The sequence below is a fragment of the Pedobacter sp. genome (assembly GCF_965249885.1).
GTDB lineage: Bacteria > Bacteroidota > Bacteroidia > Sphingobacteriales > Sphingobacteriaceae > Pedobacter.
Genome location: NZ_OZ252254.1, coordinates 1,501,645 through 1,527,907, shown reverse-complemented (window position 1 = coordinate 1,527,907; position 26,263 = coordinate 1,501,645). Strand labels below are relative to the sequence as shown.

Sequence of the window (26,263 nt, the reverse complement as noted above, 5' to 3'; positions counted from 1 at the left end):
TTATGTCTAAATTAATCAAACAGAGAGATATCACTGATTGCGGTGCCGCTTGCTTGGCATCTATTTCTGCACATTACAAGTTAAAACTGCCGGTAGCAAAAGTTAGGCAGTATGCCAGTACAGACACTAAAGGTACCAACGTACTCGGCTTGGTTGAAGCCGCTACTAAACTAGGCTTTGAAGCTAAAGGTGTAAAGGGAACCTTGGATAGTTTGAAGAAAATTCCGCTTCCGGCAATTGCTCATGTCATCGTTAAACAATATTTGCACCATTATCTGGTAATTTATAAGGTAACCGATAAGCATATAGAAATTATGGACCCCGCTACCGGGAAACTAGAACGTAAAATTTTAGCTGAATTTACAAAAGAGTGGACCGGAGTTTTAGTGTTGCTATTGCCTGCCGAAACATTTAAAGCTGGTAACGAAAAGGTGGCAAACTCCACCCGATTTTGGCAACTGATAGCGTCTCATCAAAGCATTGTTTTTCAAGCGCTTTTTGGTTCTATAGTGTATACAGTACTGGGCTTATCAACATCTATTTTTGTACAAAAAATCACCGATCATGTTTTGGTAGATGGCAATAGAAATTTGCTTAACCTCATGAGTATCATTATGGTAGGTATTTTACTTCTACAGTTGTTCATTGGTACTACAAAAACCATTTTTACCATGCGTACTGGGCAACAAATTGATGTTCGATTGATTTTAGGTTATTACAAACACTTGCTCAAATTACCACAGCAATTTTTCGATACCATGCGTGTTGGTGAAATTATTTCCAGGGTTAACGATGCTGTGAAAATCAGGGCGTTTATTAATGACGTTGCTACAAGTCTAGTAGTAAATGTATTCATCGTCATTTTTTCCTTCGCTTTAATGTTTACCTACTACTGGAAACTAGCACTAATTATGCTGGCGGTAATACCAATGTATTTGCTGGTTTATTTGATCACCAATAAGCTCAATAAAAAGATACAGAGGAGACTAATGGAAAATGCAGCTGATTTGGAAAGCCAATTAGTTGAAAGTTTGAATGCTGTTGGAACTATTAAGCGCTTTGGTATAGAGGATTTTACAAATAACCAAACCGAAACACGCTTCATCACTTTGTTGCGCACCGTCTACAAATCAGGGAAAAATGGCGTTTTTTCAGGCACATCGGTTGAACTGATTTCGCAGCTGCTTACCATTGTTTTGCTTTGGATAGGCGCTGGTTATGTACTTGATAACGAAATTACTCCCGGCGAACTTTTTTCATTTTACACTTTGATTGGTTATTTCACGGGTCCTGCGGCAAGTTTGATTGGCTCAAACAAAGTGATACAAGACGCCATTATTGCAGCAGACAGGTTGTTTGAAATTATGGATTTGGAGGTGGAAGATGACACCGCAAATGTGCAACTTACGGCTGACCTTGTTGGTGATATCAAGTTTGAAAATGTGGCGTTTAGGTATGGCAGTAGGGCCACGGTATTTGAGGATTTAAATCTCACCATTAATGCGGGTACATTTACCGCTATTGTGGGAGAAAGCGGTTCAGGTAAAAGTACGCTGATGTCGTTGCTGCAAAACATTTATCCCATCCAACAGGGCAATATCATGATTGGCAATTATGCACTTAAATACTTTAACAACGCCTCTTTGAGAAAGTTGCTAGCGGTGGTGCCTCAGCAAATTGATCTTTTTGCAGGAAACGTAATAGATAACATTGCTGTTGGCGATGATGAGCCAAATATGCAACGTATTATTGAGCTGTGTACGCAGTTAGGTATCCTTTCTTTTGTGGAAAGCCTTCCGCAAGGTTTTAATACTTATTTGGGCGAGAATGGAACTACTCTTTCCGGTGGGCAGCGCCAACGCATTGCCATTGCCAGGGCGTTGTATCGTAATCCTGAAATATTGATTTTGGATGAAGCCACCTCTTCGTTAGATAGTGCTTCAGAACAATACGTGCAACGCACCATAGATTTATTGGTGCAGCAGCAAAAGACCATCATTGTAATTGCACACCGCTTAAGTACGGTTAAAAATGCCAATAAAATTATTGTGTTGGATAAAGGAAAAGTCGTAGAGGAAGGAACGCATGATGTATTGATCATGCAAAATGCACATTACAGCAATTTATGGAAACAGCAGTTTGGTAATTTGTCATCATAAGTTTATGATTTTGCTATCCTGAGCTTATTGTTTTGTCATCCTGAGCTTGTCGAAGGAGCTATAAAAGTTCACCAACAGAATACCTAAAAACCTAAATAACTACTCATGAAACTATTCGAATACATTGAACGGATTAACCTTTTGCATAAACTAATTAACAATCGTAAAACAGGTAACCCGGAGAAATTTGCAAAAAGACTTGGCATTTCTACCGTGAGACTTTATCAACTGATTGAAGAACTGAAAATTATGCAGGCACCTATTTGCTACTCTAAAAAAGACAAAACCTATTATTACTGCCGCAAATTTGAAATTTCAGCTAAACTGACTTTCACCCCGCTTGATGATGATGAATTAATTAACTTAAACGCGGGATTTTCAATTCAATCATTTGCCAATAATAATTTTTTTAAACTATAATTTTTCTATAACAAGCACATGTAATTTTAGGTTGTTGCAACAAAAAAGGTGCTTGCCGAAAAACCTTAAACAGAGTAGGCGTAAAATTAAAAACCTAAAAAATGAAAAACTTAAATTTGGAAAATCTTGGCGTTCAGGAGATGGATGCTAGAGAGTTGGAAGATGTCGATGGTGGCGTATTTCCTGTCTGGCTAATTGGTGTGGGAATATACCTATTTGATCAACGTGAAAAAGTAAAGCAAGGGTTGAAAGATGCTTTACACGATCTTACACATATCTAATAATTAAAATAAGTACTACTAAAATTCAGTGTGATGAAAAAAATAGATGAAATAAAATCAGTTAAATTATTATCTAACGAAGAGTTATTGAAATTTAACGGAGGCGGGCCTGGTGATGCAGCTTATGCCGTTGGTTATGGAGCAGTTATCGGTGAAGTAATGTTATTCGGGGGGCTTATTCCTGCAGGTTATTTAACCTACAAATTCTTAAAAAGAGCGTTGAAATAATTCTTTTTTTTTAAATTAGTAAAATGAAAAACAAAGTCACCAAAAACACATTTATCTGTTTTGCAATAGTTGTTGTCTACATAATCTTTTATAGACAGAGTTTTATAAATGGATTAAATGATGCTTGTAAAGATTTGTTCTCGGGATTTTAATTAGAAATCTCGCATAGCTATCGTTTTTGACTCGGGAGATTGTCGAATTTTTAGTAATCTCTCGAGTTTATTTATCGAGCTTGGTTTGAATATTCCCGGGACAACTATATTTCTTAGATATTCATCTGGTAAAAGTTTGCTGATTTAAAGTGCTTCGATTTCTATATTGCTTTCAATATCCCACTCTGATTTAAGTGCTCCAGAGAGTGTCACTTAAATCCATTTTGAAAACCACTGTGTCCTGACTGAGATATCTTGATGCAAAAAGTTTTACAGATGCGAATAGAAAAGAGTGCATTGAGCAGCGGTGAAATAAAAAGATGTGCTGTGAGCATCGGTGTTAAAATAATGTAGACGTAGGTCGATTATTTCTGTAGCCATATTCATAATAATAATTCTATGAAATTAAAACTGCTATTCACACTGATATGCTTCTTTTACGTACAAATTTCCCTTGCGCAAACGGTAATTATTAAAGGCACTGTAGCTGATAGTCAAAATCGCAAAGCGTTAATAGGAGTTACTATTAAAGTAGGCAGCCAAGCCACAAAAACAGACAGAAATGGCTATTTTGAAATTAATACGCCACTGAAAACGGTAACGGAGTTAGGAATTAACTTTAGCCATATTGGTTTCTTGAGCGTAAATTTAATCTATCAACCTCAACACGTTTATCAAGTTTACATGACTGAAAACAGCGCCGAATTAAGAGAGGTTCTTATTGCGCCAGGAGACGATATCATCAAAAAAGCCATTAAAAAGATCCCAGAAAATTATCCGGATAAGCCTACGATGATTAAAGGTATTTTGCGTATACAGAAATTAAGAAATAATTCGCAATATTTCCGATCAGATGCTGTGATAAAGGCCTACGTTCCACCATATACCAGTAACGAAAAAACAAAAGTCACTGTTTTGGCAAATCAATTGGATACAATTTATGATAAAACGCTTAAGTATATCCGAAACATTGATAGCTACAATGTGGTAGAGTTCGCAGATGTTGCGCATCGTAAAGAGCTTCTTTTTAAGCTGCTTAAAAGGAAAAAATTCGATTACCGATTAACCGGGAAGCAGATATACAATGGTCACAATGTGTTCATAATCAATAGCGTTTTGTTAGACACGGCAAAAAAATATAATAGACTAGAAGTTACCTTATATATTGATACTGCAACTTATGCCTTTGTTGCAAGTAGGCTCGCTTACTATGATATCCCGAGATTAGGGCCGTTTATTCCGCGTAAAGAAGCTATTTATCAGGCAGACTATGAGAAAATCGGACAGAAGTGGTATTTGACTGAAGCACATTATAAAGGCATAGCCGTTTATAGAGATGAAGAGCCCCAAACTACTTCTGACTTTATAAGAACCGAATTGGATACATTAAATGTGAAAGAATTAGCTTACAAAGATGTAGTGCAAAAGATGGACGACGTTTTAGTAATAGACAAACCAGCTAACCAATCGGATCAGAAAATAAGTGATAGTCTATTTAAGAAGTTTGAAGAAATCGGAAAAATAAAACCTATACCATTAGAAAAACTAGATACCATCAAAAGCAATAACATTAATGCCTCTATTAATTATAGGAAGTCTTTTGGTCGTAAAGTTTATGATTATATTAGGTCTGATAATATTAGGGCAAGTTTTGGCTTCTACAAGTTGCCCTTTGAATTAATTAGTACAGCTTATATCGTGCCCGAGAGTATCACTTACGGAAGAGGTTCTTCTTATAGCTTTAGATTGTATAAGGGCTTGTTTTTAAAATATGAGTACACGAGTAATTTCTATAACAGAAAAAAAATTAAGTTATCTACCACCGCTATTGATTTAGTTTATGATCTCATTACGCATACAAATCATAGAGAATTGATTTTCAATCCATTTGTAGGTTATCAATTGATTGACGTGAAGTTTGAAGGAAAAATAAAAAATTACAACACTATTAATTTTGGTTTGCGTACTTCCTATGAATTAAGTCACAAGGTTGCGCCGTTTGCTATAATCAACTTAAATACATCTTTAAAGGATTATACAATTAATACGCTTACAATCAGCCCAACTGGATATAGCGCTGGAATAGGAATAATAATTAAGATGTAATTAATTTAAATTAAATACCATGAAAAACAAATATCTAAAATTCGCTTTAATTGCACTGGCGGCAATCATGTTAATTTCACTGCTCTTCAATATTGATGATTTTATAAGAGGCTTTATTGATGGCTTTAAAGATGGCGTTGACGGAAAGTAGTTTCGACTGCTTAGTTATAAATTTCTGCAAACTTAGAAGCCCAAAATCTTATTAGATTCCACATAAAGGAAATAAAACTGAAGTATGAACAAATTTGAAAGAAAGGCATATTTGGCTTATCGGCTTCCGTTTATTTTAATTGGTATTTACGCAATCTTTAGAGTTGGTGGTCTGATTTTAGGATGCTTACTACGTTTATTGAATTAGTAATGGGTTGGTTTTCTGCATTGTAATGTCTTTTGAGGGTAATGGGCAACATAAACAGCATTACATTTTCTACCTATGAAAGATAAAAAAGGCAATTGGGTAACAACGTTAATCATGATCATCCCATATTTAATAATTATAGGGATAGCTCAGACAATAGCGTTTTATTTACTAGGCATTGATATTACTGGAGGTATCCCTAAAACCACCACCTTTCAACATTTCGTACTCTTGCTTTTTACAACAGCTGGAAGTTTTTTATCGATATGGTGTTTTACAAAATACATAGAAAATCAAAAGTTCAATAAAATTGGGTTGAACGTTGGCAGATTCTTCACTAAAGATATACTTCTAGGTCTTTTTACAACTTTGGTCCTATTTTTTACGAGCTTTTCAACCCTTTCATTGTTTGGGCAAACCAGCTGGCATATCAATAAAGAAATTGAGATTGATCAATTATTGTTGAGCATGGCCACTTTTGTATTAGTTGCAACTACGGAAGAACTTTTTACGAGAGGTTACTTGTTAGGAAATCTATTGATTTCTTTAAACAAGTGGGGCGCATTGGCAATATCGTCAATTATTTTTGCAGCATTTCACCTAGCCAATCCAAATATGAGTTGGTTGTCTTTCGTCAACTTATTTCTGGCTGGCATATTGCTTGGATTGCCTTATCTTTTTACTAAAAATCTGTGGTTCTCCATTGCCTTTCATTTTGGTTGGAATTTTTTTCAAGGCACTGTTTTCGGTTTTAACGTAAGCGGAAGAGATGGATTTAGTTTAATTTTACAAAGTCGTGTGCAAAACAATGCTTTTAATGGTGGCGAATTTGGATTTGAAGGATCGATTTGGTGTGTGATAGCTCAGCTAATTTGCATTTATATCATTTATCTAATTTTTAAAAATAGAAGAGTGGTTGAAGGTGATTCTCCGATAAATCAAGGTCAATCTTTAATTTAAATTCAGATATTGGTTAAATGCTATCAATCAAACAAACCCGCCTGCATGCCCGTTAAACCCAAGCCCGGCAAATCATTCAACACATATTTTCCGTCCACAAATTTTGGTTGATCAAAAGGATTATTGACCGTTAAGAAGGGTCCATCCAAATCAGCCCAATCGCAAAGAGGAGCCAAATGTGCACCAGCCAAAGTGGCAATTGATGTTTCGCTCATACAACCAATCAGCACTTTCATGCCCAACTGCCTAGCTTTTAAAATCGTTTGATGACCTTCATACATGCCGGTGCTTTTCATCAACTTGATGTTAATCCCGTGGTAAGCACCTTTCAAGCTATCCAAATCTTTCAAGCGCTGCATGGCCTCATCGGCCAACAAAGGAATTGGACTTCGTTCAGTAAGCCAAGCATTTCCTTCCAAATCATGTTTGTCCATCGGCTGCTCAATTAATACTACACCTTGGCTATGCAACCAGTAAATGAGGTCTATAGCTTTAATCCTGTCATTCCATCCTTGGTTGGCATCTACATACAAAGGCACATTAGTAACGCTACGGATAGTTTCAATGATTTCCTGATCGTTATCTCTGCCCAATTTTACTTTCACCACTTTAAAATCAGCAGCATCCTCCAGTTTTTTACGTAAAACTTCAGGCGTATCAATGCCAACGGTAAAAGAAGTTACCGGCATTTTTGCGGGATCAGCACCAAAAATTTCGTAGCAAGGTTTATTGAGTAGTTTTCCATTTAAATCATGCAACGCAATATCAATAGCTGCTTTAACTGCCGGATTGCCCTCCGCTAAGCTGTCCAAATAGCTGTTAATTGCTGCAAAATCAAACGGAAATCGAAATTTGTTCCAGTCTACCTTCTTTAAAAAGGCATGAGCTGTTTCGTAGCTTTCTCCCATGTAGGGCACCATACTCGCTTCGCCATAGCCCGTTTGTCCTTCAAAATCAATTTTTAAAAGCAAAAGCGGTGTGCTTGTACGGGTAAATTTTGCAATCGAAAATGCATGTTTTAATTCTAATTGAAACTCCTTGCAACTAATTTTCATTATAAATCGTCTATTCCTTTAAAAGCATACATAGCCTATATTATATTTGTCAAATTTTAAATTCGGAGGTGGCCATGAAAACTATTTCAAGATTACGGTATTTTCTTTATTTATCCATATTATTTGTTGGATGTACCACTGGAAAAAATGCATTGCAAAAAGGTAATTACGATGCTGCAGTTGAGAAAGCAGTAGATCGCTTGCGCAGCTCGCCTCAAAACAAAGAAGCGATGCAGGTATTGCCTGCCGCTTTTGATTTGGCAATTAAAACGCATCTACGCAAGGTTGATGAAGCTAAACTTTCTGCCGATGCGCTGAAATGGGAGAATATTTTATATCACTACCAAAGAATCAACCAGCTGAGTGACGATATCAACGCCTGCCCAAGTTGTTTGAATTTGGTTCCTAATCCGCCAAAATATGTAAAAGCTTACGAGGATGCCGTATACCAAGCTGCAGAAGCACGCTACTTGTTGGGTGAAAGAGCCTTGAGAGAGGGAACTAGAGAAAGTGCTAAAGTAGCCTATAACCATTTTTTGAAAGCACAGAATTTATATCCGGGTATGAAGGGGCTGAACGAAAAAATAGATGATGCTTATTGGGCTGCGGTGTTAAAAGTAGTGGTGCAACCTGCTCGTATTAATAGCAATACGTATAAACTGAGCAACGATTATTTTCAGCAACAAATTAGCAACTACTTAGCTACCTACCGTGGCAACACTTTCGTACGCTTTTACACTGAAGATGAAGCTTACAAGCAAAAATTACGTGCCGATCAACTTGTTGAACTTCATTTTGACGATTTTGTGGTAGGCCAAACTTACGTTAAAGAGCGTGTAGAGAAGTTGAAAAGAGACAGCGTAGTGATTGGTGAGGATAGAAGAGGAAAAATTTATGGTACTGTTACTGCAACTTATAGTGTTTTCGAGAAACAGGTGAGCTCATCAGGTCTACTCAACTTTGCAGTAATTGACTTGAAAACCAACAAAGTGTTGCGTAACCAAAAGTTGGCTGGTACTTATGTTTGGGTAGATAATTGGGCATCCTACAAAGGTGACGACCGTGCTTTGGACAAGCAACAATATGCGCTTACGAGAAAGCGTGAAACAATGCCTCCGCCTCCTGGAAACTTATTTGTTGAATTCACCAAGCCTATTTATGCGCAATTGGTAGATCAAATTAGTGGTTTTTACAGTAGGTATTAGCGATAATTTTATTTTGAAAAGCAGGACTAATGGTACTATCATCGTTAGTCCTGCTGTACGCTATTATCTTTTTGTTTTTCTGTGTTATCCGCGGGCTAGCCTGTCTCGAATTTTGGGGAGGAATCCATTTCTAAACTGCGCTACTTAAAGATGAAACAAAAAGTATAACCGCTTCCATCAGGTTTATTGTACAACGGCGCTGCTAATGATAAGAGTTGCCCTCTCTGCCCTTTGGGCATCTCTCCCAAAGGGAGAGAAAAGCGGGAGGCAAAGTAGTGCTTTAACGAAAACTTTGGAAAACCAACTTCGTGCACTTTGCGTGGCTTTTATTTCTTTGCGGTTAATTTTTTTGTCGCAAAGGTTTGGAGTATTCGCGAAGAACGCAAAAAAGTATAACCGCCTCCATTATGTTTGTTGTACAACGGCGCTGCTAATGATGAGATTACCCTCTCTGCCCTTTGGGCATCTCTCCCAAAGGGAGAGAAAAGCGAGTGGCAAAGGTAGTGCTTTAGCGAAAACTTTGGGTAACCAACTTTGCGCACTTTGCGTGACGCTTATTTTACTTTGCGGTTAATTTCTTTTTGTGGCAAAGGTTTGGAGTATTCGCGAAGAACGCAAAAAAGTATAACCGCTTCCATCAGGTTTGTTGTACGACGGCGCTGCTAATGATGAGAGTTGCCCTCTCTGCCCTTTGGGCATCTCTCCCAAAGGGAGAGAAAAGCGAGTGGCAAAGGTAGTGCTTTAGCGAAAACTTTGGGTAACCAACTTTGCGCCTTTTGCGTGTCACTTATTTTTCTTTGCGGTTAATTTCTTTTTGTGGCAAAGGTTTTGGAGTATTTGCAAAGAACGCAAAGGCTTTCTACAACAAACTCGTTGCGTTAATTATGACAATTAAATAATTCTAATTATCTGTAATATTGCAGCAAATGAATCATAGTCTTTATAATCCCTTCAAAACCTTTGATTTTAGGAACGAAAAATGCTTTTTAAGTGGCGACAATGCGCAGCCCTTAGCTATCCGTGTACTTCCAAATTGGCTCATCGAGATGGCTGGCTTAACTGGGCAGGAGCAAATCAAGCTGTTGGACGAAAGCATTAGAACTTACGAAAGTTTGGCTGTTCCAGTAAGCTCGGAAGTTTATGCCAGCGCCATCGTGCCGTTGGAACAAACAATAGAAGCTGCTTTTGAAAAAGGCTATGAAGGTGTTTCGGCTTTGCCAGAGTTGGCATTATTTCAGTGGATTGGTAAGTTAATGTACAGCTTTTTGTATATCGAAATGCAAGGCGCCATCCGCTTAAAACAACTTAGCGGTGATGGCATGAACATGTCACAAGGCTTGATGCATAAATTTGGAAATCTTCATTTAATGTTGCAGAGCATCTATCGTGAGGTAGAGTTTGAAAATTTCCAACCATGGTCTATCAAAGTAGTGCCGTTGGAAAATGCGGAAACTGGATTCAGCTTCAGAGATGAAATTAACACTTTAATTTTCTCGCTTAAATTTAAAGATTTTGGCATTGTAGCTTGCCTACAAGATAATGGCGCAAATAAAAGATATCATCAGCCACTGCTTAATGCAATAGAGGGCAAAGTACTAAGCGACCAACAATTTGAGGAATTAGCTGCTCGTTTTTTCTATTCGGCTTACTTATTTAATCGCTTACCAGAATACAACGTAATTGAAGCTAACGGCGTAGCCTATATTGATCCTATGCCATTAAGAGGCATACAAAACAAGCCTATTTTTGACGAGTGGCAGCATAAAACCTACGGGCAGGTATTGGAAAATTTTTGGAAGCCTTACGGGTTAACCTTATTCGAAATCATTAAAAACCCGCAGGCGCCAATGAGCTTTTTTGAAGAGTCTTTATTGCCAGATGCTTGATAATTGCCCAATAAAATGAGGGACAATGCCTGGGACTAAAATTACCGTTAAAATTAATCCCGATAATGCACCGAAAAAGTGGGCGTCGTGATTAATACCATCTCTTGCATTTTTGGACATGTACATGCAGTAAGCTAAATAAAGTACACCAAACAAAATTGCTGGCATCGGAATAAACATTACGCCTATTAAACTTACTGGAGCAAAAAGGATGTAGCTAAAAAGTACTGCACTAATAGCTCCCGAAGCGCCTAAACTGCCATAGCCTAAATCATGCTTATGGCGCATAGCTGTAGGGATATCACTTACCACCAACGAAACGAAGTATAAAACGGCAAACTGCCAATGCCCGACGGCGGCCTCTAATTGGAATGCAAAAAAATAAAAGGTGAACATGTTAAAAAACAGGTGCATCCAATCTGCGTGGATTAAACCGCTAGTGATAAACGTATAAAGCTTTTTGCCTCTAGCAACGCTGTAAGGATGCAACATGAATTTGCCGTACAACTGGTTGTCATTAAAAGCGTAGATGCTAGTGATAATGGTGAAAACAAAAATTATTGAGGCTACAGGAGCGGTGTTCCAATATTCTAAAATCGTCATTTAAGGTTAAATCTTTTAAAGTAGTAATTAAATTATTTTGGCATATCGTCCAACAATTTCAAATACACGGCTAAATGTTGTTCGGCCACAACCGTTGGCGAAAAGTGGGTTAAAATGCTACGGCGTGCTTCTTTCTGCACCTCTTCTTTTTGTTCATGCAGAAAAAGCCATTCAATACCATCGGCAAGGTCGCTGGCATCTTCATACTTGGCAAGGTAACCGTTTTGCAAATGTTTCACCATATCGGGTATGCCACCGGTGGTGAATGCTATTACCGGCGTCGCACAAGCTAAGCTTTCCATCACCGTATTAGGAAGGTTATCTTCTAATGATGGCGTAATAAAAGCATCAGCTGCTGCATAACATTTAGCTAAATGCTCATCTTTATTAATGGTTCCTAAAAAAGTGGTTTTAAATGGAAATTTCGGCACATTTTCTTCATCCTTATTGCCGAAAATTACCAGCTCAATTTGATCTTTAGGAATTTCTGGTCTGCGGGAAAGCTCAAACAAAGCATCAACTAAAAACTGTGTCCCTTTATGTTTGTCGTTTTTTGAAGGCATAAAACCGCTCATGATCACGAACTTTTCGGGCGCTATTTTCAGTATTTTTTTGGCCTCACTTTTTACATAAGGTTTAAACACATCTACTTCAATCGTGTTAGGGATCACGCTTATCTTTCTCAAACCCAACAAACTGCTTTCCTTAACAGATTGTGCCATCCAATGGCTTGGCGCCACCACGTGAAAATTCACTTGCGAATAGGCTTTTTGCTTGCGCTTCCAAGTTTGGTGAGAGATGTCTTTTGGACCGCTCATTTTCAGCAAAGGGCAGTTGCCACATTGCCGATGGAAATTTTCGCAGCTGTAACGTACGTGGCAACCTCCCGTAAAAGCGTTGCTATCATGGAAAGTCCAAACAATAGGCTTCTCTAAATCTGCTAATTCGGCTAAAAATTTAGGGTTTAAAAAACCGTGGTTTACCCAATGGATATGAATTACATCAGCTTCCTTAACCAACTTATTTTTAACCACACTTTTACCAAACCACTGCAAGGAAAACGGCGTTTTTACAGCTTTAGCAAAGGCTTTTGACAAATAGCGCTCGGCCATAATGTTAAACACGGCTTTGGCCTTTGCGAAAGGACTTTTGCTGAGGTTGATAATGTTGGGGTTATTACCAAATTGATAGTAAACCAATACTTTCGAATCCACGCCAATTGCGTTCAAGGCATCGCTTAAACGTAAGCAGGCTCGTCCAGCACCGCCATTACCATCGTATGTGTTAAGGTGTACAATTTTCAAAGCAATCAAAAATACATTTTATTGTTTAGGTTTGTAAAAACGTAACAGAATTTAACTAACTATTTAAAAATAAAATCATCTTATTTAGTTGTGCTTTTCTAATTTAAGCCTAACTATTTAATTGATTAATCTGTATTAAAAATGAAGATAAAAGTTTTTTTTGGTCGCTTGGCCATGGGCTTTTTGTTGCTGCCATCTTTGGCGAAGGCTCAAAATCAAACCTATTTTGCAAGTTATCCAGCCTTATCTCCAGATGCCCAAACCATTGTGTTCAGTTATGATGGGGATATATGGAAAGTGCCGACCAAAGGCGGTTTAGCCTCAAGAATTACGGCGATGCAGGGAGAAGAAATCAATCCTAAAATTTCTCCTGATGGCAAGTGGCTAGCTTTTTCTTCAAATCAATACGGTAATTTTGATGTGTATTTAATGCCAATGGCTGGTGGCGAAATTAAGCAGCTCACTTTCAATGAAGCAACCGATGAAGTGGATAATTGGAGTTGGGATTCAAAAACAATTTACTTTACTTCGGGGCGATATAACAACTACTCTAGCTATAAAGTGGGCATTAACGGTGGTACAGCAGTGCGTTTGTTTGATAATTACTTCAACACTACACACAACATCGCCGAAGCTCCAGACGGTAGCTTGTTTTTTAACGATACGTGGGAGAGTAGAAACTTTGCCAACAGAAAGCATTATAAAGGTGCTTTTAATCCAGATATTCAATCGTACAATCCAAAAACTAAATCTTATAAACGCTATACAGCATATTTAGGTAAAGATTTTTGGACAAGCATCGACCAAAAGGGGAATATCTACTTTGTTTCAGATGAGCTAAATAACGAATATAACCTCTACACTTTTATTAACGGGAAGAAAACCGTATTGACCAAGTTTGATACTTCCATTAAGCGTCCTTTTGTTTCGGCCAACGGCAGCGCCATCGTTTTTGAAAAGGATTATCAGCTGTTTGTTTATGATGTTGCTTCGAAAAAGGCAGAGAAAGTAAATATCAGCTCCTTTAGAAATCAGGTGTTAACCAAAGAACAAGAGTATGAAGTAAAGGCCAATATTTCGAATTTTGATGTATCGCCTGATGGCAAGAAAATAGCATTTGTTTCCAGAGGCGATTTATTTGTGAGCGATTCGGAAGGGAAATTCATTCGCCAAATTAGCACCAATGCGGGCGGTGTTTTCGAACGTGTAATGGAGTTAAAGTGGCTATCGGATAATAAAACCATTCTTTTCAATCAAACTGTGGATGGCTATCAGAATTGGTTTACGGTAGTTGGCGATGGTAAATCGGTAGCTAAACAAATCACTAAAGACAAGGCGAACAACCACGATATTTCTTTTAATAAAACCAAAACACAGGCAGTTTATTTAAGCGGCCGTAACCAATTGCGCTTAATGGACTTGAAAACATTGCAAAGCAAAACTGTAGTTACCGATGAGTTTTGGGCAATTCAAAATTCGGCACCAAGCTTTTCTCCAAACGATCAATATGTGCTTTTTACGGCCTATCGTAATTTTGAACAGGACATTTTTGTTCACGACATTAAGGCAAATAAAACGATAAATTTAACCAATACGGGTGTTACGGAAGCAAGTCCAGTTTGGTCGCCTGATGGCAAGTACATTTATTTTACTAGCAACAGAACTAAGCCTTCTTACCCTTTTGGCATGCAGGATGCCCACGTATATCGCGTGGCTTTGGATTTGTACGATGCGCCTTACAAAGCTGATAAATTTGATGAATTGTTTAAGGAAACCACACCTGCAACACCAGTTACCACACCTGCAAAAGACGTTAAACAAGCCGATACAGCAAAAAAGAAAACGGTTACGCCACCTAGCCCTAAACTAATTACTATCAATACAGATAGGATTTTGGATAGAGTAGAAACTGTTAGTCCGCTTTACGGCACGCAGTATTTAATTGATGTTTATGCCAAAGGCGATAAAACTTATGTGATTTACGCCTCTAGCCATGAAGGGATGCCAATGAGTACGTACAGAACGATCATCGAGCCCTTTGAAGCTAACAAAACTGAAAAAATAGCACCCGGTTCGTTGAGTACGGTTGAATCGGCAGGCAAGTATTTTGCCTTGGTGCGTGGAGCAATCAATAAATATAATATAGAAGCCAATAAGTTGGATGCCATTGAGCACAGCTATAAGTTTAGCCGAAACCTAAATGCCGAGTTTAGCCAAATGTTTTATGAAACTTGGGTAGGTTTGGATGAGAATTTTTATGATGATGATTTTCATGGCGTAGATTGGAACAAAATGAAAAGCCGATATGCTACTTATTTACCTTACGTTAACAACAGGTCTGATTTGAGGATTTTGCTGAACGACATGCTGGGCGAACTTAATTCATCGCACATGGGTTTTAATAGTTTTGGTGCCGAGGAACGTAAAAACATGAACTATGTGACTAACGAAACAGGTTTGATATTCAACAATGAGCAACCTTATAAAGTAGAAAGTATCGTTGCCCGTAGTAGCGCATCTTTGCTTGGCGGTAAAGTGGCCATAGGCGATGTTTTGACTCATGTAAATGGCGTTAAGGTAGATCAAACAGTAGATAGGGATTATTATTTCAGCAAGCCATCGCTTGATAAAGAAATGAGTTTGACGTTTTCTCGTAATGGTAAATCATTCGATGTAAATATCCACCCTCAAAGTGCTGCTACGCTTAAAATGAACTTGTATGATGAGTGGATAGCCAACAACAGAAAAAATGTAGAGAATTGGGGCAAAAATCGAATTGCTTATTCTTACATGAAAAATATGAGTACTGGCGAATTGCAAAGCTTTTTGCTGGATATGGTCGAGCAAGAGAACAACAAAGATGGTATCATTCTAGATTTACGTTACAATACCGGCGGTAATGTGCATGATGAGGTGCTGAAGTTTTTATCGCAGCGCCCTTATTTGAAATGGAAATATCGTGGTGGTATGCTCACTACGCAAAGTAATTTTGCGCCTGCAGTAAAACCTATTGTGTTATTGATCAACGAACAGTCTTTAAGTGATGCAGAGATGACTGCAGCCGGATTTAAGCAACTGAAACTCGGAAAAATCATTGGTACGGAAACCTATCGTTGGATTATCTTCACTTCAGCAAAGGGCCTGGTTGATGGTTCTTCTTATCGCTTGCCATCTTGGGGTTGCTATACAATGGATGGCAAAAACTTAGAAAAAGAAGGCGTGGCACCAGATATCTTTGTGAAAAACACATTTGAAGATAGATTGGCTGGTAAAGATCCTCAGTTGGAGCGTGCCGTGGCCGAAATCATGAAAGAACTGAAATAACTAATTGAGCAATAAAATAAACTTACGAAGTTTTAGAACGGCAAAGCCCTCAACTTTGCCGTTGAAACAATAAATAGTTAAGGTTAAACTTCGTAAGTTTACCCCTGCAAAATGGACAACTTATTAACCGACAGAAATTTTTGGGTAAACTATTGGGAAAGCAAAACTGGGCTTTCGGTAGCTATCCCAGCCAACTATTTGTTTCACCAACAGCTAAGTAACATCGTTAAAAGCAATAGTGTAAAAAGCGCAATTGAACTGGGAGGATTTCCTGGTTACTATGCGGTTTTTTTAAGGAAGTACTTGAAGTTGGATGTGACTTTACTTGATTATTTTGTTCACCAGCCCATTACGCATCAGCTTTTAAAAACCAATAACTTACAAAGTGATGATATCCATATCATTGAAACTGATTTGTTCAATTACACGCCAGAGAAACAGTATGATTTAGTACTAAGCTGCGGACTAATTGAGCATTTTAACGATACTGCTGATATCATTAACAGGCATATCGCTTTTTTAAAACCTGGTGGAACTTTATTTATTACACTGCCAAATTTTAAGGCGTTAAATGGCTGGTTTCAAAAAAACTTTGATCGGGAAAATTACGATAAGCATAATATCAATTGCATGGATCCTGCGTTATTAAAAACCATTGTCGAAAATGCAGGGTTACAGGTAAAACAAGCAGGCTACTTCGGGAAATTTAGCTTGTGGTTAGAAAACGAAAAAGAGAAATCTGCCAGCGTAAAACTGTTCAAGAAAACTACTTGGCTGGCAGGCAAAGTGCTTACAAAAATATTCCCTTTCGAGTCAAAGCAGCTATCGCCTTACATTATTATTGAAGCGAAAAAGATTAGCTGAAGCGTTGTTTAAGGTAACGTTTAACCCTATCCCAGAAGCTCCCTTTCCTATTGGCTAAAAATGCTTTAATGGCCTGATAAGCTTCTTTATTTTCGGTTATTTCTGTTGGAAATTGTGTAATTGGTTTGGGATTAATGATGACGTTGTAGATATCGTTAATACCTGAATGTACGCCTGTGCCATCGTGGCCAATATTGTTCACTAAGGACTGCGATGGGTTTAAGGTTAAGCCGCCACGTAAAAAGATGGAGGCATACCAACGAATAGCCCAAGAGTTGTTTTTGCCCTTCTTAAAATCTTGCATTTGCTTCCAGAAGTTCATGGTTCCTTCAATAGCAAATTCGTTTATTTTCTGTCTATCAAATTGAGCAATTAACTTGTCGATATTAGGTTCGAAATGTTGCCAAGCGCTTTGCCAAGTAGCCCATCCCCAGCTTGTTGCAGCTCTGTAGAAAAAGCTTTCAGGCAGATTGGGTTCTTTTAAATGATACATGTAAGCACCGATATGCATTACTTTTTCCTCATTTCGGTAGCGATTTAGTGCTTCGTTAAAGTAGGTTAGGGTATGCGGTGATGAAACCAAGTCATCCTCAAATACAATTACCTGCCCATAGTTGTTGTTGAGTTGCGTTACCCCTTCAATTACTGAATTGGCCAAGCCTTTATTGGTTTTGCTTTCAATAACTTTCACCGATTTGAAACCATCTACCGTTTTAATGAAGTTACGCACCTCATTTACCTGCTCTTCGTCTGAGTTGTTCTTTGGTCCATCGGAGAAAATGTAAAGGCGACTATCTGGAGCTAGAAGATTTTGCTGTAAGAACTTAATCGTACGCTCTGTGTGCTTCGGACGGTTGTAAACAAATAAGGCAATAGGAGCTAAGGCTTGCATTGGGCAAAAATACGTTAATAAACGAGATGGAGGGAAATTTTATGATGATTAAAACTATATAATTTCATTTAAGGAAACTAGTATTTTCCACTTTTTTAGATGGGGCATGTTAATAGTTAAACCATATAAGGCATATAATTTCATTTAAGGAAACTAGTATTTTCCACTTTTTTAGATGGGGCATGTTAATAGTTAAACCATATAAGGCATATAATTTCATTTAAGGAAACTAGTATTTTCCACTTTTTTAGATGGGGCATGTTAATAGTTAAACCATATAAGGCATATAAGTTCATTTAAGGAAACTAGTATTTTCCACTTTTTTAGATGAGGCGTGTTAATAGTTAAACCATATAAGGTATATAAGTTCATTTAAGGAACCAGTATTTTCCACTTTTTTAGATGAGGTGTGTTAATAGTTAAACCATATAAAGCATATAATTTCATTTAAGGAAACCAGCATTTTCCACTTTTTTAGATGGGACATGTTAGAAGTTAACCATGTAAGGCATATACGCCCATCGAAGGAAGAAACTTATATGCTCTTATATGCCTTATATGGTGAAAAAATCAAAATAACTCTTCGAAGTATTCATTAACGTATGTCTTTTGCCCTTCTGAATAAATATGTGTGCAATTGAAGTTAAGCATCAAACCCATGGGCTTGCGAAGCAATTTCATATAAGTAAGTAATTGCGCTTTGTGAATGGGAAGTACCGTCTCTACGGCTTTTAGCTCAACCACCAGCATATCTTCGACGATGAAATCACAACGCAGCGCAACATCGATTTCTGCGCCTTTGAAGTAAATGGGCAAATTCACCTCGCTTTTGAAGTTGATTTCTCGCAATGAAAGCTCATGTGCCAAACAACGTTGATAAATGTTTTCTAATAATCCTGGGCCTAAAGCCTTGTGCACTTCAATAGCTGCACCATTTACTTGGTAAACCAAGTCTTTTAGGTATTCTCTTTGTGTCATCATAGGAGGGATGTTTCTCCTAAAATACGAAACTCAACGTATTGATTTATGTAGTGCTAAAAAATCTTCACATCTTCATTAGATTTTTTTACCAAGACGGTATAAGCATTAGCCAATTCCTCCTGCTTCTTTCTGCCAAGTAGTGAGGCAATTATTGCTTTCAATCGGTATTCTAGCTTTACTTTAAAGGTTTTAATTGCGCTTCTTTTTATCTTCCTGTTGACGTAATTGTTGAATAAAGTAACTTCAGGTGTAATTACCGAACACTTATCTGCTACAATCTCAAATCCTTCACTTTTCAACAAAAAACGAAGTGAGGTTGGGGTGTACATATTAATGTGTCCGTAAGCTAAAAAGTGATTAATGCGCTCATCTACACCAAATTTATAGTCTCTAGGTACTTCAACTACAATGTTTTTCGCTACGCGTTTAAGCTCTCTAATTAGTAACCTTTCATGCTCCACGTGTTCTAATACATGAGCTAGGATAATCAAGTCGAAACTATCATCGGGATAAGGAATACTGTAGCCATCAAAAACTTGTACATCTTTTACGCTTTTTAACTTTCTCTCTTTGATTTTTTCAACACCGGAAGTCGCAATTTCCAAAGCATAGATTTCTGGTGCAAAGGCATACTGATCTAAAAAATGCAGTATACTGCCATCGCCAGCACCTACTTCAAGTACTTTTTGAGGTTTGATACTGTTGCAAACGGTGATGATGTTTTGTGCTTTATACTTTGCACCTAACATGCGCCAAGCTACATCATTGTCAGTGTAGAAATTTTGATAAGCCTTTTGGAAATCGGTGTTTAACATACTGTAAATATAACAACTATCTCAAAATTGTAACACTCCCAGTATACCTTGTTTTTGCCTTGTTTGCTAGGTCTAAAATGTAATAATAGCTTCCTAAAGGTAAGGGTTTACCATTCATAATTCCGTCCCATGGTGATATGAAATTATCGTTTTTAAACACCTGCTGACCATATCTATTGAAAATTTGCACTTTAGTACCTATGTAGTCTGATATGTTTCTAATTAGCCATTGATCATTTTTCCCGTCGCCATTTGGGGAAAATACGTTAGGGATAAAAATTTCTTTTAATACTACCACTTTGATTGTAGCCTCTGCAATGCAATTGCCGGCACCGACAACTGTAAGTTTGTAAATGGTTGTTGATTCTGGATTAGCTTTGGGATTTTTTACGTTTGGATTGTCTAGTCCAGTTGACGGAAACCATTTATAGCTTATAACATCACTATTCACCTGCGGATTAAGCGTTTTAGCGCCATCGTTTTCGATAAATACGATTTCATCTATCGTAACTTGAGGTATAGGATTAACCGTTATTGGTTTCGAAAGTGTAATTATACAACCTTTAACGTCTGTAATTGTAACATTATAGGTTCCGCTAGTAGTAAAGGTATTTGTGGCTTGGTTTGGCGTAAGTCCACCGTCCCAATTATAGTTAACACCACCAGTTGCAGTAAGCGTTACGCTATTACATCCAACATTATTTCCAGTAATATTAGTTTGCCCAGCGCCTATCATCACGGTTTTTGACATTGTAGCACTACAACCTTCCGCATTGGTTACTGTTACGATGTAAGTGCCACTAGTTGTAAATGTATTTGTAGCTTGGTTGGGGGTAAGTCCACCGTCCCACTGGTAGCTTACTCCTCCGGTAGCGGTTAAAATACTATTCGGACTACAGGCGGGGCTGTTATCAATTATGGTTATGATAGGCCCACTTTTTACGGTAACTACCTGATCAATCCTGTAGCTGCATCCTAAGGCATCAGTAACTACTACGTAATAATTTCCGCTACTTGTGAAGGTGTTAATTGCATTATTAGGAGTTTCTCCTCCACTCCACTGATAGGAAACACCTCCGGTGGCAACCAGAGTCACTTTACTGCATCCATTTTTTTCGCCAGAAACATTAGCCAAAGTAGACAAGAATTTAACTTCTTTAGATACAGATGTTTTGCATCCACTAGCGTCGGTAACAGTTACAATATATGTGCCTGGTTGTTTAAAGGTATTGGTTGCGGCATTTGGCGTTTCTCCCGCATTCCATTGATAGGAAACACCGCCTGAAGCAGTTAGCACAACTGCATCACAAGTTTTTACCTCATTTATTGCTATTTGGAAAGGCGGCGGTCTTAATCCCCAAGTAATATTGGTATAAAATTCTGGAGTTGTCGAATTGATCGTTACGCAATCGAAATCTCCAGGAAACATGATGATTGCGTAACCCTCTATGCCGGTCAATGAATAGCTATCATGGTATTCCATGCCGCCGCCATCAAATAATACAACGTAGGGCTTTGAAAAAGAGAGTTTGGATCGGATTCCACTACTGGCTCCAAGGGATGCTAACAATAATACTGGGTTGGTGACCTTTTTGGAGAAACACATTTCGGTAGTGCCACCAGCACCAGCTGCCCAAGTAGTTTGAGGTACCGTAGTATTTGGAATAGTAGCTGGGTAACTGGCAAATTTAGCATGATTATAAATCTGCGGTGTAGACGCAAAATTAAAATTTGAGGTCATTCTAACGTTCACAAGTCCTTCAGCGCCATTGTTGATTGATCCAGTAGCGCTCAAGCCTGAAAAGTTACTCCAAGTCGCCCAATTTATATTGTTGCATGCGTCTCTAACGGAATTATTAAAGTCGTTTGCGGCGGATAGGCTACAAGTAAGTAAAACAATTAAAACGGAATAAAGAGAGCGCTTAAACATACTTTAGTTATATTTCTAAACAATTAGCAGATTTATAGAAAACCGAAGTTGCTTTGTTGTAAAACAGCCCTGGAGAGATGCCAGAGAAAGATAATTCTTTAAATCCCTGCTGCTTTAAAAACTTTCTCCCCTCCTGATAATGCGCTCGTTCTGAGTCATCTAAAACAATTACACCATTTTCACTTAAAGCTGAAACCCCATGCTTGCAGCAGTTCACACGATCGCGTCCATCTACAATAATAATATCAAACTTTTGACCTAATAGTTTAGCTTTTTGACTGTACTCACCGTTTGTGTCAAGCTTAGTGAAGATCATTTCGGCATTAGGTGCTTTTTGATTAACAATTTTATTATACCAAGCTTGGTCATGCTCTACAGAAATTACGCTTTTAACTCTGTTAGCGTAAAATAGCGTCGAATTGCCAGAACCGTATTCGAAAATAGTCAAATCTTTATGTAGTCGTTCTTTAATAAAATCGATAAATGAATACGTTACCCAAGGTATTGGTTGATTATTCGCATCAACAGCTTGGTGGTGGTCAAAGGCTGTAAACCATCCAATAGATGATAGATAGCCTTTATGTCCATAAGATAAAAGAGCCGCTAGGCGTTTTGGTTTAGCTAGCAAGTTAGCTAGCGCTTTTATTTTGCTCAACGTTTAACAAGTCTTTGAAATAGTGTAACCAAAAATAATGATTTTAACATCATCACACCTTGCTTACTAGTTTTAGGAATAACTATTATTAAAAAAGTAGCAGAAAAATAAGCAACTAAAGTAGCTATAGCAGCACCCATGATCCCATATTTAGGGATTAGAAAGATATTTAAGCCGATGTTAACTATTGCTCCAAAAGAAGTGCGGGCTAATGAAATTTTGGTGTAGCCTTCTGCAATTAAATATTGGCCGCTAGCCGAGCCTAAAAATACAAAAATGCCAGCCCAAACATGTACCGAAAGCACATGAGCGCCACTCCAAAATTCACTCGTATAAATAATTTTATAGGCCAATGGCGATATAAATGTAGTAACAATGGCGATGCTCAGGCTAAGCCAAACCATTAAGTCGTACATGTTTTGTAGCCGCTTTTGATAACGCACTGGATCATCTCTCTTGGCATTCATAATGGCCGGAAAGACGGAAGTAACGATAGCTACCGGAATAAAATACCAGCTTTCGCTCAATTGTACCACGGTAGAGTAAATGCCCAATTCTCCCGAACCTAAATAATTATCTACCATCAGCTGGTCGATCTTCATGTACAATGAAACCAAAATTGCCGAAAAGGCCAACGGCCAAGAGTTGGCAAGCAGGTGTTTCGCTACGGATTTTTGATAATTCCAGCTAGACAAGCTGCCAGCCTTTTTGAAATAAAAATAAAGATAGCCAACCGATAAAATTACTGTATCAAAGAAAATGGCCCAAATGAACCAGCCTAGTGGGGCGTGGTTGATGATCAGTAAAAGCTTAGTTACGGCAGATAAGATGTTACCAAATACTTGAGTAAAAGTCACATACTTAGCTTGAACCGTCGCTTGGAAATAACTATCAGTAATATAAAAAGCTTGTGTAATACCACTTAAACCAACTATTAGAACGTAGCTTAAAGGTGTTTGCGTTGGTGTGAAGAAGTGCTGATTTACCCAATAGCCTACGTAAATTAAAGGCAACGCCATTAATCCACCTATCAACTTTAGCCTTAAAGCTGTTCCTAAAAGTTCATTTCGTTTTTCCGGATGTTTTAAAAGTTCCCTCGTAGTAAAACCATCTAACCCAAGTGCTGCTGCGGCTATGAAAAACGCAACAAAAGCTTGCGGATAGTTGAGTAAGCCATTTTGGTCTTTACCTAAATAGTTGGCAATGGCAAAGCCAACCAAAACCTTGATCAACAAACTGCCCACACGTGCCAAAATCAGCCAGCCGGTATTTTTAAAATACTTTTGCAGGGCATCTTGGTCAAAACCTTTAATATGGGGCAGTTTCATCGGCTCAAAGATGCGAAATTAGTGCTGTTGCGAAAAACTATTTTCAATGCGTTGCAGTTGCTGGTAGTGGTGTTTCAAGTGAATTTCTATAAACCGTAGCCATTGCTTGGCATTAAGATAGCCCAGCACAGGATGTTTTACTTTCATTTTGGGGTCAGCATCTTTAATTTTCGACTGCACGTTTGCCAGTTGAAGTTCGAAATCTGTAATAAGTTGCTGGGCAGCAGTAATGCTGATTTTCTTTACCCTCGCAGCTATCTTTGGTGGCGCTTTGTACTTTTTTCTAGGAGGAAACATCCCGAAAAACAGCACCAATTTCACTAAAAAAGCGGTGGGCTTTAGCTTGCCTTCGTTTTTTATACAGCTGTTAATGGCTAATACCGATAGCAAACTGGCATCAAAAATATGCGAATAAACTTCGCTGTAACTCCAGCCGCCAATAGGTGGTTCCAATTCGAATTGATCAGCACCAAAAGCACCTAGCTTTTTGCGGTAGGCTTCAGCTATGCTTAAAACAGATTGATATACTTTGTCGCTATTCATTAGCACATTTAACGTTTCTACAGTTAAAATCTTTTATTCTGAAACTAAAAGTGGTTCATCAACTCCTCCAAGTGGTGGATTTGTTGCTCAACGTCACTAGGTTTTTGGGCTTTAAACGGGTTGAAATAAATTGCTTTTATGCCAAAGTTCTGAGCACCATACACGTCGGCTTCAATGCTGTCTCCAATCATCACACTCTCGTATTTTTGTGCTTGTGCTAAATTAAGTGCATATTCAAAGATAGCCTTGTCGGGTTTGTTAACGCCCACATCTTCAGAAATCACTACATTTTTGAAATAAGGATTAAGGTTAGATACGCTCATTTTCGTGGTTACCGCTTCCTTAAATCCGTTTGAAATAATGTGCAAATGATACTTCTCTTTAAGATAAGTGAGCACTTTCTCCGCCCCTTCGAAAAGGTTTGTTTTAGTAGGACCTAATCTTACGTACTCTTCTTCAAAATCAAGCGGTATCAGGTCTGGTTTTACTCCAAGGTCAATGAAGGTCTTTCTAAATCTTTCCTGTCGCAAAGCCTCCTTGGAGATTTTGCCGAGGTGATATTGCGCCCACAGCTCGTGGTTATTGATGGTATAAGTAGCAATAAAGTTCTCCGCCGATGTTAAACCAATGTCTTCGAGTTTGTAGGTGTCGAATAACTCTAAAAGTGTCTCACGGGCATTACGGTCAAAATCCCAAATGGTATGGTCTAGGTCAAAGAAGATATGCTTAATCATGTTTTTTTAAGTAAGAGCAAAGTTAAGGATAATGATTAAAATAAGTATGTTCTATCATTTAAGTCAACGCTTAATGTTTTAGTTTCACCGTTGTTAGAAGAGTAGTGTAATGTGAGGATGTTATGATCTAAAATAATTTCGTTAAATTGCTGCTCAGGTACTGCCGCAGTTATTTTTTCTCGAAAAGGTACCTTCAAACGTTTCTTTTGATCAAGGTAGTTTATAATCAAATATTCTTGATTAGCCGAAAAATATACGATGAAATTAAATTCGTATTTTGATTCGTTATTGAATTTTTCGATACAAATTAGTTGATTAAATCGATCTAATATTTTGCCATTATATTTATCAATCAGTGTGTAAATACAAGGGCCATTGGCAGGGCATCCACTTCTAAACAATAAGCCAGATTTGAATTCTTTTATTAAATGATATCCAAGTCTAAAGGCATAGCCGTAGAGCTCTACAGGAACGGTATCTATTACGAATTTTTCTTTGTATTTATTATCAAGTGTTAGCCAAATCTTTTCGCAATTGTATCGCCAGTAAATGGTAGATTGGTTGGAGAAATGTGTGGTGTCACAAGAAACAGTCGCCTCATTCATTAACGAATCTTTGTCACAGAAACAATTAGTGCGTTCATTAATCGGAATTTGAACTTTCTTTTTTTCTACTGAAGTGTCGGTTTGCAACACCATAGTAATTTTACTATTTGCATCTTTTGTGTAATTACATGACGAGAAATAAATAGCGCAAGCAATTAAACAATTAAAGGCTTTTAATTTCATCACCAAATTATTGTTTTACACCGTAAGCCAAATCGCCAGCGTCACCTAGCCCAGGTACAATGTAACTTTTACTGGTCATTTCGTCATCAATGGCGCCTAGCCACAAATCTGCTTTTGGTAAATTGGCTCTTACGTGTTTTATACCTTCGGCACTTGCAATGGCAGCAACAATATGTAACTTATCTATTTTATAAGCACTTATTAACTGCTTGGCACAAAGTACGACACTTAACCCAGTGGCCAGCATTGGGTCAACCAAAATAACTGTTTTACCTTCTAAATCTGGTGCCGAAATATGTTCCATCTGTATAACAAAATCACCAGTTTTTTTGGTTTTACGGTAGGCAGTGATAAATGCAGATTCTGCTTGATCAAATACACTGAGCATACCTTGATGCATAGGTAAACCCGCCCTTAGGATGGTAGCCAGTACAGGCTGTTGTACTAATACTGCACTGTTGGCTATGCCAAGTGGCGTTTGTGTTTCAACCTCCTTGTATTTTAATGTTTTGCTGATTTCGAAAGCAAAAAAAGCACCCAGCCGCTCCATGTTTTTTCTGAAACGCATGGCATCTTTCTGAATTTGCTCGTCCCTCATTTCGGCAATAAAAGTGCGGGCAATGGAATTGTTTTTGCTTAGGTCGTATATCATATCTTAAACTTACGATTTTTAAGTTAAATTATGAGATAAA

At 37.9% G+C, this 26,263-nt stretch carries 24 protein-coding genes; 11 read left to right on the top strand and 13 right to left on the bottom strand.

Annotation, left to right across the window (positions count from 1 at the left end):
• Positions 1–2 precede the first annotated feature (2 nt).
• From ACY2A0_RS06445 to ACY2A0_RS06415, 7 genes are all read left to right on the top strand, one after another.
• Positions 3–2,159 carry a peptidase domain-containing ABC transporter gene (locus tag ACY2A0_RS06445; protein ID WP_461788747.1) on the top strand — a complete coding sequence of 719 codons (2,157 nt, stop codon included), beginning with the start codon at positions 3–5 and terminating at the stop codon, positions 2,157–2,159.
• Positions 2,160–2,264: 105 nt separating this feature from the next.
• Complete coding sequence (locus ACY2A0_RS06440; protein ID WP_461788746.1) at positions 2,265–2,579, top strand: hypothetical protein; 315 nt, start codon at positions 2,265–2,267, stop codon at positions 2,577–2,579.
• A gap of 101 nt (positions 2,580–2,680) precedes the next feature.
• Positions 2,681–2,860, top strand: coding sequence for a class IIb bacteriocin, lactobin A/cerein 7B family (locus ACY2A0_RS06435; RefSeq protein WP_461788745.1), 180 nt, complete (start codon positions 2,681–2,683; stop codon positions 2,858–2,860).
• Positions 2,861–2,893: 33 nt separating this feature from the next.
• A complete protein-coding gene (locus ACY2A0_RS06430; protein WP_461788744.1) occupies positions 2,894–3,088 on the top strand; it encodes a hypothetical protein in 195 nt (64 codons plus the stop codon).
• Between the two features lie 551 nt (positions 3,089–3,639).
• Positions 3,640–5,346 (top strand): carboxypeptidase-like regulatory domain-containing protein, encoded by a 1,707-nt coding sequence (locus ACY2A0_RS06425; protein ID WP_461788743.1) that lies wholly within the window; start codon positions 3,640–3,642, stop codon positions 5,344–5,346.
• 19 nt (positions 5,347–5,365) lie between these two features.
• Positions 5,366–5,497: a hypothetical protein gene (locus tag ACY2A0_RS06420; RefSeq protein ID WP_461788742.1), complete on the top strand. Its 132-nt coding sequence runs from the start codon at positions 5,366–5,368 to the stop codon at positions 5,495–5,497.
• A gap of 282 nt (positions 5,498–5,779) precedes the next feature.
• On the top strand, positions 5,780–6,664 hold the full coding sequence (locus ACY2A0_RS06415) for a lysostaphin resistance A-like protein (RefSeq protein ID WP_461788741.1): 885 nt from the start codon (positions 5,780–5,782) through the stop codon (positions 6,662–6,664).
• A 23-nt stretch (positions 6,665–6,687) separates the two neighbouring features.
• Here ACY2A0_RS06415 and ACY2A0_RS06410 read toward each other — a convergent pair whose 3' ends face one another.
• Positions 6,688–7,719, bottom strand: coding sequence for a dipeptide epimerase (locus ACY2A0_RS06410; protein ID WP_461788740.1), 1,032 nt, complete (start codon positions 7,717–7,719; stop codon positions 6,688–6,690).
• Positions 7,720–7,793: 74 nt separating this feature from the next.
• Between ACY2A0_RS06410 and ACY2A0_RS06405 the strand changes: the two genes are divergently transcribed.
• Positions 7,794–8,924: a hypothetical protein gene (locus ACY2A0_RS06405; protein ID WP_461788739.1), complete on the top strand. Its 1,131-nt coding sequence runs from the start codon at positions 7,794–7,796 to the stop codon at positions 8,922–8,924.
• Between the two features lie 926 nt (positions 8,925–9,850).
• The gene (locus tag ACY2A0_RS06400) at positions 9,851–10,810 is read left to right on the top strand and encodes a hypothetical protein (protein ID WP_461788738.1); all 960 of its coding nucleotides are present in this window, start codon (positions 9,851–9,853) and stop codon (positions 10,808–10,810) included.
• Here ACY2A0_RS06400 and ACY2A0_RS06395 read toward each other — a convergent pair.
• Positions 10,793–11,413 (bottom strand): rhomboid family intramembrane serine protease, encoded by a 621-nt coding sequence (locus ACY2A0_RS06395; RefSeq protein ID WP_461788737.1) that lies wholly within the window; start codon positions 11,411–11,413, stop codon positions 10,793–10,795. The two genes, ACY2A0_RS06400 and ACY2A0_RS06395, sit on opposite strands and share 18 nt — an antisense overlap.
• Positions 11,414–11,445: 32 nt before the next feature.
• Positions 11,446–12,726 (bottom strand): glycosyltransferase, encoded by a 1,281-nt coding sequence (locus tag ACY2A0_RS06390; protein WP_461791295.1) that lies wholly within the window; start codon positions 12,724–12,726, stop codon positions 11,446–11,448.
• 132 nt (positions 12,727–12,858) lie between these two features.
• Between ACY2A0_RS06390 and ACY2A0_RS06385 the strand changes: the two genes are divergently transcribed.
• Together ACY2A0_RS06385 and ACY2A0_RS06380 are read left to right on the top strand one after the other, a co-directional pair.
• Positions 12,859–16,041, top strand: coding sequence for a S41 family peptidase (locus ACY2A0_RS06385; protein ID WP_461788735.1), 3,183 nt, complete (start codon positions 12,859–12,861; stop codon positions 16,039–16,041).
• 111 nt (positions 16,042–16,152) lie between these two features.
• Complete coding sequence (locus tag ACY2A0_RS06380) at positions 16,153–16,905, top strand: class I SAM-dependent methyltransferase (protein WP_461788734.1); 753 nt, start codon at positions 16,153–16,155, stop codon at positions 16,903–16,905.
• On the opposite strand, the gene ACY2A0_RS06375 is transcribed toward ACY2A0_RS06380, so the two are convergent.
• From ACY2A0_RS06375 to upp, 10 genes are all read right to left on the bottom strand, one after another.
• Positions 16,898–17,797 (bottom strand): glycosyltransferase, encoded by a 900-nt coding sequence (locus ACY2A0_RS06375; RefSeq protein WP_461788733.1) that lies wholly within the window; start codon positions 17,795–17,797, stop codon positions 16,898–16,900. The genes ACY2A0_RS06380 and ACY2A0_RS06375 overlap by 8 nt on opposite strands.
• A 570-nt stretch (positions 17,798–18,367) precedes the next feature.
• On the bottom strand, positions 18,368–18,778 hold the full coding sequence (locus ACY2A0_RS06370; protein ID WP_461788732.1) for a GxxExxY protein: 411 nt from the start codon (positions 18,776–18,778) through the stop codon (positions 18,368–18,370).
• A gap of 53 nt (positions 18,779–18,831) precedes the next feature.
• On the bottom strand, positions 18,832–19,593 hold the full coding sequence (locus tag ACY2A0_RS06365) for a class I SAM-dependent methyltransferase (RefSeq protein WP_461788731.1): 762 nt from the start codon (positions 19,591–19,593) through the stop codon (positions 18,832–18,834).
• 16 nt (positions 19,594–19,609) lie between these two features.
• A complete protein-coding gene (locus ACY2A0_RS06360) occupies positions 19,610–21,388 on the bottom strand; it encodes a gliding motility-associated C-terminal domain-containing protein (RefSeq protein WP_461791294.1) in 1,779 nt (592 codons plus the stop codon).
• Positions 21,389–21,530: 142 nt separating this feature from the next.
• Positions 21,531–22,178, bottom strand: coding sequence for a class I SAM-dependent methyltransferase (locus ACY2A0_RS06355; RefSeq protein ID WP_461788729.1), 648 nt, complete (start codon positions 22,176–22,178; stop codon positions 21,531–21,533).
• Positions 22,175–23,506 (bottom strand): flippase, encoded by a 1,332-nt coding sequence (locus ACY2A0_RS06350; protein ID WP_461788728.1) that lies wholly within the window; start codon positions 23,504–23,506, stop codon positions 22,175–22,177. Before ACY2A0_RS06350 ends, ACY2A0_RS06355 begins: the two co-directional genes overlap by 4 nt.
• An 18-nt stretch (positions 23,507–23,524) precedes the next feature.
• A complete protein-coding gene (locus ACY2A0_RS06345; RefSeq protein ID WP_461788727.1) occupies positions 23,525–24,049 on the bottom strand; it encodes a DinB family protein in 525 nt (174 codons plus the stop codon).
• Positions 24,050–24,093: 44 nt separating this feature from the next.
• The gene (locus ACY2A0_RS06340; protein ID WP_461788726.1) at positions 24,094–24,783 is read right to left on the bottom strand and encodes a YjjG family noncanonical pyrimidine nucleotidase; all 690 of its coding nucleotides are present in this window, start codon (positions 24,781–24,783) and stop codon (positions 24,094–24,096) included.
• Between the two features lie 35 nt (positions 24,784–24,818).
• Positions 24,819–25,574: a hypothetical protein gene (locus tag ACY2A0_RS06335; protein ID WP_461791293.1), complete on the bottom strand. Its 756-nt coding sequence runs from the start codon at positions 25,572–25,574 to the stop codon at positions 24,819–24,821.
• Between the two features lie 4 nt (positions 25,575–25,578).
• On the bottom strand, positions 25,579–26,223 hold the full coding sequence (gene upp, locus ACY2A0_RS06330; protein WP_461788724.1) for a uracil phosphoribosyltransferase: 645 nt from the start codon (positions 26,221–26,223) through the stop codon (positions 25,579–25,581).
• Positions 26,224–26,263: the final 40 nt, after the last annotated feature.

Excerpts from the sequence above, each read along its gene's own strand:
- ACY2A0_RS06405 (WP_461788739.1), top strand. The coding sequence starts at position 7,794 with ATGAAAACTATTTCAAGATTACGGTATTTTCTTTATTTATCCATATTA.
- ACY2A0_RS06430 (WP_461788744.1), top strand. The coding sequence starts at position 2,894 with ATGAAAAAAATAGATGAAATAAAATCAGTTAAATTATTATCTAACGAA.
- ACY2A0_RS06400 (WP_461788738.1), top strand. The coding sequence starts at position 9,851 with ATGAATCATAGTCTTTATAATCCCTTCAAAACCTTTGATTTTAGGAAC.
- ACY2A0_RS06440 (WP_461788746.1), top strand. The coding sequence starts at position 2,265 with ATGAAACTATTCGAATACATTGAACGGATTAACCTTTTGCATAAACTA.
- ACY2A0_RS06380 (WP_461788734.1), top strand. The coding sequence starts at position 16,153 with ATGGACAACTTATTAACCGACAGAAATTTTTGGGTAAACTATTGGGAA.
- ACY2A0_RS06350 (WP_461788728.1), bottom strand. The coding sequence starts at position 23,506 with ATGAAACTGCCCCATATTAAAGGTTTTGACCAAGATGCCCTGCAAAAG.
- ACY2A0_RS06370 (WP_461788732.1), bottom strand. The coding sequence starts at position 18,778 with ATGATGACACAAAGAGAATACCTAAAAGACTTGGTTTACCAAGTAAAT.
- ACY2A0_RS06420 (WP_461788742.1), top strand. The coding sequence starts at position 5,366 with ATGAAAAACAAATATCTAAAATTCGCTTTAATTGCACTGGCGGCAATC.
- ACY2A0_RS06375 (WP_461788733.1), bottom strand. The coding sequence starts at position 17,797 with ATGCAAGCCTTAGCTCCTATTGCCTTATTTGTTTACAACCGTCCGAAG.
- ACY2A0_RS06410 (WP_461788740.1), bottom strand. The coding sequence starts at position 7,719 with ATGAAAATTAGTTGCAAGGAGTTTCAATTAGAATTAAAACATGCATTT.
- ACY2A0_RS06365 (WP_461788731.1), bottom strand. The coding sequence starts at position 19,593 with ATGTTAAACACCGATTTCCAAAAGGCTTATCAAAATTTCTACACTGAC.
- ACY2A0_RS06445 (WP_461788747.1), top strand. The coding sequence starts at position 3 with ATGTCTAAATTAATCAAACAGAGAGATATCACTGATTGCGGTGCCGCT.
- ACY2A0_RS06340 (WP_461788726.1), bottom strand. The coding sequence starts at position 24,783 with ATGATTAAGCATATCTTCTTTGACCTAGACCATACCATTTGGGATTTT.
- ACY2A0_RS06425 (WP_461788743.1), top strand. The coding sequence starts at position 3,640 with ATGAAATTAAAACTGCTATTCACACTGATATGCTTCTTTTACGTACAA.
- ACY2A0_RS06435 (WP_461788745.1), top strand. The coding sequence starts at position 2,681 with ATGAAAAACTTAAATTTGGAAAATCTTGGCGTTCAGGAGATGGATGCT.
- ACY2A0_RS06395 (WP_461788737.1), bottom strand. The coding sequence starts at position 11,413 with ATGACGATTTTAGAATATTGGAACACCGCTCCTGTAGCCTCAATAATT.
- ACY2A0_RS06345 (WP_461788727.1), bottom strand. The coding sequence starts at position 24,049 with ATGAATAGCGACAAAGTATATCAATCTGTTTTAAGCATAGCTGAAGCC.
- upp (WP_461788724.1), bottom strand. The coding sequence starts at position 26,223 with ATGATATACGACCTAAGCAAAAACAATTCCATTGCCCGCACTTTTATT.
- ACY2A0_RS06415 (WP_461788741.1), top strand. The coding sequence starts at position 5,780 with ATGAAAGATAAAAAAGGCAATTGGGTAACAACGTTAATCATGATCATC.
- ACY2A0_RS06385 (WP_461788735.1), top strand. The coding sequence starts at position 12,859 with ATGAAGATAAAAGTTTTTTTTGGTCGCTTGGCCATGGGCTTTTTGTTG.